This is a genomic window from Candidatus Arsenophonus triatominarum (assembly GCF_001640365.1).
In the GTDB taxonomy this organism is placed as follows: domain Bacteria; phylum Pseudomonadota; class Gammaproteobacteria; order Enterobacterales; family Enterobacteriaceae; genus Arsenophonus; species Arsenophonus triatominarum.
Window position 1 is genome coordinate 1 of the sequence record NZ_LWMI01000025.1, and the last position, 9,466, is coordinate 9,466.

General features: G+C 34.7%; 2 protein-coding genes and 2 pseudogenes. 2 read left to right on the forward strand and 2 right to left on the reverse strand.

The genetic code is table 11. The features are described from left to right. Positions 1 to 742, forward strand: a pseudogene (locus AYJ55_RS19485) (integrase core domain-containing protein); the annotation flags it as partial. Positions 743 to 839: 97 nt separating this feature from the next. On the opposite strand, the gene AYJ55_RS19490 reads toward AYJ55_RS19485, so the two are convergent. Next, a complete protein-coding gene (locus AYJ55_RS19490) occupies positions 840 to 2,441 on the reverse strand; it encodes a hypothetical protein (RefSeq protein WP_162505322.1) in 1,602 nt (533 codons plus the stop codon). A 192-nt stretch (positions 2,442 to 2,633) separates the two neighbouring features. Beyond that, positions 2,634 to 8,330: an Ig-like domain-containing protein gene (locus AYJ55_RS19495; protein WP_063657667.1), complete on the reverse strand. Its 5,697-nt coding sequence runs from the start codon at positions 8,328 to 8,330 to the stop codon at positions 2,634 to 2,636. A 291-nt stretch (positions 8,331 to 8,621) separates the two neighbouring features. Here AYJ55_RS19495 and AYJ55_RS36395 point away from each other — a divergent pair. Next, positions 8,622 to 9,466 (forward strand): annotated as a pseudogene (locus AYJ55_RS36395) (IS3 family transposase); the annotation flags it as partial.

The window sequence follows — 9,466 nt, forward strand, 5'->3', positions numbered from 1 at the left end:
TTTTTGTTTCGGGGAGTGGCGTTCGCTCTATTTGGCTGCGCCATAATCTCGAAAATTTTACAAAACGCCTAAAAGCGCTTGAAGATAAAATCGCAACAGAAGGAATTATCCTGTCAGAATCACAAATCAGTGTTCTAGAAAAGAAAGCGCAAGATGATGAAGCCTGTGGTGAGATTGAAACAGCGCATCCAGGTTATCTGGGTTCACAAGATACTTTTTATGTCGGTCATTTAAAAGGCGTTGGTCGTGTTTATCAACAAACTTACATTGATACTTACAGTAAAGTCGTTCATTGTAAGCTTTACACAACAAAAAGCGCGATAACGGCGGCAGATTTATTAAATGACAAGGTTCTCCCTTTTTATTCCCAGCATGGGTTACCGGTGTTACGTATACTGACGGACAGAGGCAGTGAGTATTGTGTAAAGTTGAACATCACGATTATCAACTTTATCTCGCTATCAATGATATTGATCATACAAAAACTAAAGCTCGTTCACCTCAAACTAATGGGATTTGTGAACGCTTTCATAGAACTGTATTACAAGAGTTCTATCAGGTGGCTTTTCGTAAGAAAATCTATAGGGCTTTAGATGAATTACAAGCTGACTTAGATAAATGTTTAGCGGAATATAATAACCAACGCACTCATCAAGGAAAAATGTGTTGCGGTCGAACTCCTATGGCAACTTTACACGAGGGAAAACAACTTTGGAGAGAGAAAGATTTAAATCAAATTTAACCTGACAGGTACTGTATAAATAACCGGTAACTGTCAGATTAAGTCTGAGCTACTACAACTCATGACGAAGTAACCGAACAAAACCTCTCAACACCGCTTACATGCAACACAACTTTATTTCTCCATTAACAATAGAATAAGTCTCTTTTTTTCCTGTAGTAGGTTGATAAGATAATTTTCCTGCTAAGGTTTCAGCAATGGAATTGGCTAATAAATTTCCTGTAAGTATGAAATTAAAGCTTCCAACTGAATCTATTTGTAAATTCTTCCAGCCCCATTGATTTAGTATACCTAGATTAATATTAAAGCCCTCCCCTTCCAATGCAAAAAGATACTTATCCATTTGTTGTTCGATGTTAGCAGTAAATCTTACTAAAGCATTTTTTATACGGGCATTGAACATTGAAATAATATTAGTATTATTCTGTTGAGATATTTCTAAATAAGGGTGCCGTAAAACAATCTGATTAATCATACCACTGTTAGCATTAAATCTAGCTTTCCCTTTCCATAATCCCCATTTTTTTTGTTTTATAAAATCCATATTAGAGATATCACCATTAATATTAGTAAATTCGAAGGGGAAATTATGGTTAATATCTATAATTGATGAATTAATTAATTTCAAATTAGTAACGTGTAACGAAGTAATCGAATTTGTAACCGGCAATGTAATAAATTCTATCCAATTAGCAGGTAATTGATAATGTATATTAGCTAACCTCGCATCTACAATATTAATCGAATGGTGTTGTATATTCGAAATTACCTTTAAACTAAACGTACCTTCGTGTGTATAACCAAAAAGACGATGAAAGTAAAGTATATCATTTGAATATGTTATGTCTGCAACTAGGTGACTAATTTGTTGATTATGTGATATTAACTTATCAATATTTAATTCACTTTTATTAAAAGAGTTTTTCCAATGCCCATCAATAATATTTATATCATTTACCTTTCCTGATAAACCTAAAATTGACCACTCTTTTCCTTGGAAATTAGTATTTATTAAATCCATATCTTCAACTTTTAGGTTTTTAATGTCTTTCAGTATATTAAGCATTTCGTCAAATGACATAGAAAATTGCCAATCCGTGTTAGCTAACACTAGTTTTTCAACAGTGAGTGAATTATCAGTATATTGAACAATGTTGGCGTTAATAATACCATTATTGACATGAGCAGAAAATTTATTGAATGAAAGAAAATTTTTTTTATATGCTCCTTTTACCATCAAATTTGTTAAGTTAAAATTATTTAACTCAAGTCGATCAGAATTGAACTGAAAAACACCTTCTTCGAATGAATTGTGGAAGGTTATTTCGCCAGTCATATTAGTAGCTACGTTAGAAATATTTTTACCTCTATAGCTTATATTAATCCTTTCTAATTTTAGTCTTTTAGTTATAAAAGGAAACGCCTTGAAAGAAATAGGTAGATTTACTTTTCCTTCTGTAAGGATTATTCTGTCAAACGACAATTTTGAAAATATTTTTTGCAAGAAAATTTCTAACCTAATTTGTTTTACATTGAGAGAAAAGTTATTTTTTTTATTATGGATAGAAACATCTTTAAATAAGATTATTCCTGGTGTTTTAAGACTATGGCTAATATCGTCTATTTTAGCATCATAATGAGTATATTTACTTAATAAATAACTTAATTGTTCTGCTCCCCAATGTGTTTTTATGACCATATAAATCGATATAATCAACATAAAAAACGTAAAAATAAAAATATTTAACCACTTTACCAGAAATATCACTATGTTCTTTATAGTTACCTCCTTATTATTACAAATTACCTAATATAATCTAGAAGAAAATTATTAATTTCTGCCCACCGAATAAATTGGGGGCCATGAACATTCGACTGGCGATGGAACATTTTATGATTCTGGCATAGAAATAAACTGAATACTTTGTATGTAAACCCCAAATGTCCCGACTTTTATACCCTGTAAGATATAACCATCTGGAATATTGTAAGTCTCTGTTCTATGATTAATTAAGCCTTCATTTTTGCCTATTTTATTCGTGAGACCATTCTTATACGTAATAACTATTTGACCAATAAAAACTCCTTCAACTACATATTCTACCTTATTTATATCCATATCAAGTTTTAAATCGGCTACTTTCCGAACTTCAACGTTTTCCCTTGACTTTTTTGTACCAAAATAATTATCTCCCACCGTCACCTCAAATGATTTTACATCATTCATATTTTTTACGTTTACAATATTCCCACCTGGACCGCCAGTCATTAATGTGTTTTCTGGTGTTCCTAATCGATCAACAATCCATCCCCCAGAAAACACAAGACTATAGGTTGGCGGTTCGATTATATATTCATGTAACGTTGTATTTTGATCTCCATAAATAGGAGAGAACTTTTTTTCTTTTACGTTAATCGTTGATGTTACCATAAATTCAAATCCATCATGATTACCTTTAGCAGTAATAGTAGTAATTCCTGCGCTTTTTCCTGTTACTAAACCAGTATTATTTATAGTAGCAATATTTGGCTTACTTGAAACCCATTCAATCAGATCATTCTTCACAAATTCGCCTTCTTTATAGCTTTCAATATTGCGTGAGGGAATTAACTTGACCTTATACAGAAACGAGCCATTAACAATGATACTTCTATTTTTTTCATTAATTTCAAAATCATATTTGATAAAATCAAAGTCAGTTTTTTTACCGACATCATTCCGATTGTCAGTAACGGATGCATGCAACATTGCTTGACCATCGTCATTGCTTATTAAAGAAAATTCAACTTTACCCGTTTTATCCGTTCTTACTGTTGTCTCTTGTTTTTTATTATCAGCAAAATGACCTAGAGTCGTTGTAATCTTAACTGGAATATCTGCTAGCGCACTACCTTGCTTGTTTTTTACTTCTACAATAAATTTAACAGGAGTTCTACCATCTGCACTTGCATAATTTTTATCTAATTTATTATTTAATGAGGTAACATGTGCCGAACTTGTATCAGGGTCAAAAACTGTAGTTTCTTTTCTTCCTGCTTTATCAGTATTGGTAGTTGTTGCCGTTATAGTCACCGTTCCTGCTTTGTTACTTCTAAGTCTAAAAGTGGCCTGACCATTAGCATCTGTAGTAATTTTTCCATCATTTAAATTTTCAAATGTTCCTGTCCCTTCTGGGCTCTGACTAATAGCGATTTCATTTTTGGGAACAAGATTACCGTTTGCATCTTTCACTGTTACGGTAAATATAACAACATCAGAGCCATTCGCTGTTGCTCTATTCTTATCTGCTGTTAGACTGGCAATACTTGCGGTGCTGCTATCAGCTTTAAAACTGACATCGCTAGTTTGCTGTTTATTAGACTGAGTATGAGTAACAGTTACTGTCGCATTGCCTGATTTTTTGCTCTCTAACGTAAAAGTAGCTTTACCGTGCTGATCTGTTTTAACAGTTTTAGGATTTAAATCACCTAAAGTGGTTTTGATATTCAACTGATGATTGATAAACGGATTACGGTTTCCGTCTTTGATTGTTACGGTAAATGTAATGACATCAGAGCCATTCGCTATTCCGCTATCTTTATCATTTTTTATCGCTATGGTTGCTGTACTATTATTGGGCTCAAAGTTAACTACCTTTTCTTTTCCCGTTGTATCGGTATCGTTAACTGCTGTTACGGTCACATTTTCTGCTTTGTTACTTCTAAGTCTAAAAGTGGCCTGACCATTAGTATCTGTTGTAATTTTTCCATCATTTAAATTTTCAAATGTTCCTGTCCCTTCTGGGCTCTGACTAATAGCGATTTCATTTTTGGGAACAAGATTACCGTTTGCATCTTTCACTGTTACGGTAAATATAATAACATCAGAGCCATTCGCTGTTGCTCTATCCTTATCTGCTGTTAGACTGGCAATACTTGCGGTGCTGCTATCAGTTTTAAAACTGACATTGCTAGTTTGCTGTTTACTAGACTGAGTATGAGTAACAGTTACTGTCGCATTGCCTGATTTTTTGCTCTCTAACGTAAAAGTAGCTTTACCGTGCTGATCTGTTTTAACAGTTTTAGGATTTAAACCACCTAAAGTGGTTTTGATATTCAACTGATGATTGATAAACGGATTACGATTTCCGTCTTTGATTGTTACGGTAAATGTAATGACATCAGAGCCATTCGCTATTCCGCTATCTTTATCATTTTCTATCGCTATGGTTGCTGTACTATCATTGGGCTCAAAGTTAACTACCTTTTCTTTTCCCGTTGTATCGGTATCGTTAACTGCTGTTACGGTCACATTTTCTGCTTTGTTACTTCTAAGTCTAAAAGTGGCCTGACCATTAGCATCTGTTATAATTTTTCCATCATTTAAATTCTCAAATGTTCCTGTCCCTTCTGGGCTCTGACTAATAGCGATTTCATTTTTTGGAACAAGATTACCGTTTGCATCTTTCACTGTTACGGTAAATGTAATGACATCAGAGCCGTTTGCTGTTGCAGTTCCTTTATCGACGTTTAGGCTGTCAATATGAGCGGTATGACTATCTGCAATAAAACTAACTCTCTTATTAGCCTCCCGTTGAGGGGTACTTTCATATTGTGCACTTACCACCACATTATCAACTGCTTTTGTTGTGCTGGTTAGTCTAATTTTGGCTTGACCATTAGCATCAGTTTCACTAGTTTTTGGCAAAATAACAGCATTGTCTTTATCTTGATACCAACTAATCATCTTATTTGATATCTTTATTAGATTACCATTATCATCTATTAATTGTGCGGTATAGGTAAAATACTGACTACCATCTGCTATCTTTGTCGTTGTAGCATCATCAAGTTTTATACTACCTATTCTCGCGGTACTGATATCGGCAATAAAACTAACTCTCTTATTAGCCTCCCGTTGAGGGGTATTTTCATACTGTGCACTTACCACTACACTATCAACTGCTTTTGTTGTGCTGGTTAGTCTAATTTTGGCTTGACCATTAGCATCAGTTTCACTAGTAGATGGCATGTTAACATTCGTGTTTTTATTTAAGTGCCAATCGATAACTTTATCAGCTATCTTTAATAGATTACCGTTTTTATCTACCAATTGTGCGGTATAGGTAAAATACTGACTGCCATCTGCTATCTTTGTCGTTGTAGTATCATTAAGCTCTATACTACCTATTTTCGCGGTACTGATATCGGCAATAAAACTAACTCTCTCATTAGCCTCCCGTTGAGGGGTATCTTCATACTGTGCACTTACCATTACATTATCAACGGCTTTTGTTGTGCTGGTTAGTCTAATTTTGGCTTGACCATTAGCATCAGTTTCACTAGTAGGTGGCACGTTAACATCCGTGTTTTTATCTTGATGCCAACGAATAATCTTATTTGCTACTTTCACTGGATTACCGTTTTTATCTACCAATTGTGCGGTATAGGTAAAATACTGATTGCCATCTGCTATCTTTGTCGTCGTAGTATCATCAAGCTTTACACTGCCTATTTCCGCGGTACTGACATCTGCTAAAAAAGTAATAATTTTTTCTGTATTAGAACCATTAATATTGGCTGTGATTTTCATTTGTCCTGCTTGCTCACTGACAATACTAAAAATCGCTTTACCATTATTGTCGGTAGTAACATTACGGTTTTGGGAATTTGCTTCATTGCTCGCGGTAAATTTGACTATAACGTTCGGCACTTCATTACCATACTTATCGGTAACGACGGCTTTTACCTTATTTTCCGCTCGACCATTTGCTATTTGATTATCAGTGATAACTTCTAAGTTACTGTCTTTTATTTCAGCTGTGTTTTCATCCGACTCAAAATTAATAGTAGCACTTTTATGATTTCCATTGTCCATCGTTGCTGTAATGCTACCTTTACCGGCAGTTTTACTAAAAACTTCAATGAAGGATTTTCCATTACTATCTGTTTTAACGGTGAGTTTTTTATTATCAATATGACTACTAGAAGATAATGTTGCGCCGGATTCACCATTAATTAAATTCAGCCCACTTATCTCAAAAGTAATGTTTTCATTACTAAGTGGCTTTCCTTTTTTATCTTTGATCTCAGCTGTAACAACATACCTATCTTTATTATTTGCTGTGAGAGTTTTTCCTGGTGGTGTAATAATTAAATTTGTACTAAAGTCGTTTGTAGATCGAATACTCCGAATAACTGTTGTGGCTTTATTTGACTCATTATGGTTTTTATCAATACCTACTGCGCTGATATAATATTCTTTTGAAAAATTCGAATAAGGTGGTAAGATAATTTGCGCTTCAGTCTGTGAAATTTTTTTGAATTCTCCCCCATCAGTGGAAAAGTGATGGTCCACAATCCACTTTATATCTTTTAAACCATACTTTGTTTTATTGACCTTAACATTGATTGTCTTTATTTCTTTAGCTTCACCAATTATCTCTTTAGGTAAAGCAATATTTATTAATTCTTGTTTACTATATTGCATCACAATATCATAATTTCGGTCGACAAAATCATACTTATTACCAACGAGACTACGCATTATATCAACAGAATCAGGATCTAATTGTTGTTGAAGTGATACCCCAAAACGATAGTTCACATTCATGCTAATTTTTGTATTATTCTGATCACCAATTGAATGTTCCCCTCTGAAGGTTAACAGGGGGATAGGCGCGTAAATTATTCCTAAACTTAAAGCTTGTGGATAATCATTTAATTGGGTTGGATCAAGGTTAGCGTGACGATCGATGCCTTTACCAAAATATTTTTCATATTTAACACTACCGCCAAATTGAGGGTACTTTGGCAAATAAGCTTCAGCGCTAACGTCAAAACCTGTTGCAGGACGTTCATCATAATCATCCATGCGTGATAATTTTGATTGATGCGATTGAGTCAAGCCAAAATAACCATTTACAGCAAGTTTAAAATAATCTGTCCACGTTTCACCACCAATTCCTAAACGCGCATTACCTCCGGTAATGTCATAATCATAAAAAGTATTAACACCATACATCAATTTTTTCCAATATTGGCGATATCCTAAACCGAGGTTTACCGTATTTCTTTCAGCATTATTTCTGAGTCCTAACTGGCTAAAAAGAAGACTGTTTTCCTTATCAATAATAGGTAATAAAAAATCGCCCGAAATTTTAGTATCTGTATTAAAAGAAACACGGGCCTTACCATATTGGTTTAACCAACCGGTAATTCGTTGATTAACTAATCCTAGGCCAATATTCTTTGCATAGCCAATAGAAGTCTCTAATGGATCCTTGTTTAGAAGAATATTACTCACCTGAGTAACTCCTGAAGCTATTTTCTTATCAAATGTATCCTCTTCTTTTGGATCGAAATTAGAACTGTCTAAATCAGGTAAAATAGATTTTACTCTCGTATTTTTTGCGTCATCTTTTTCAACTACCTCAATTTCTGGCATTTCCAGAGGATAATTTTCTGGACTTAAATTTTCAAAGGGAGTTAACGGATAAGATTTTTTAGTTGGTTGTGATGAATAGGCAATATGTGGTAATATGATGTAAAAAAATTGCAAAAAAATCAATCCCCAAATTATTTTTTTTCTTTCAAAATAAGAACTCAAAATATGTTATATCCTTTAACAAAGTTTATTATTTAAAATTAAAACCAAGCATCATCCTGAACTAGAGGTTAACTTATGACATAACCCAATGATTAATCAATATTGAGCAGGTTTCGAATATATCTAAATTTTTTTAGAACTAGACTAACGTTTTTAATAGATAAATGATTCAATATATGAAGAAGAGAAACTACAAAAAATCGCTCCATTGGGCTATTGTAGTGGCATACTGAATTTGGCCACCTAAAGTTGAGGTGATATACTTACCTCATAATTTTTATAGGTGCCAAAATGAGTAAAACATATACTGCGGAATTTAAATGTGAAACCGCCCAATTAGTCCTTGACCAAAATTACACCTACCTGGAAGCAGCAGAAAGCGATGAATGTAAGCCTTTCAGCTATACGCCGATGGTAAAAACACTTCTTTTAGAACGCGAGGGAAATCTGCGCCTGGCTGCCATTAACACCGGAACACGTTGAGGCTCAAGCAAATGAAGAAAAGAATTCAACGCCTTGAAATGGAGAATGACATCTTAAAAAAGGCTACTGCGCTCTTGATGTCGGACTCACTAAAAAATTCGTCGGTAGTTGAAAAGTTAAGAGCGCTTTATCCGGTAAAAGCATTGTGTCGTATTTTTAGTATCCACCGAAGCAGTTATCGCTATTGGTGTCGGCCGAAGGCTCCAGATGGTAAAACGTAGCTTGGAAAAGTCAGTGGCGGGTCCGCTGGCGCCACAATGGTTACCAATACACTCAGGGTTAAACTTGGCCGTTGGTTGGCAGGTAATCTGGTGAAATCGTTAAACCTTGTCAGTTGCCAAACGAAAAAACATCAATACAAACGGGGAGGAGATGAGCGCGTTGATATTCCCAATATTCTCAACAGATAATTTGCTGTCACCCGACCTGACCAGGTTTGGTGTGGCGATGTAACCTATATTTGGAGGTGCCCGATGGGCGTATCGGGCGGTAGTAATGGATTTATTCGCCCGAAAACCCGTGGGTTGTGCAATGTCATTTTCGCTAGATTCAGAATTAACAAGTAAGGCACTACTAAATGGCTTGGGAACTGCGTGGTCATCCCAAACCGGTCATGTTTCATAGTGACCAAGGAAGCCATTACACCAGTCGTC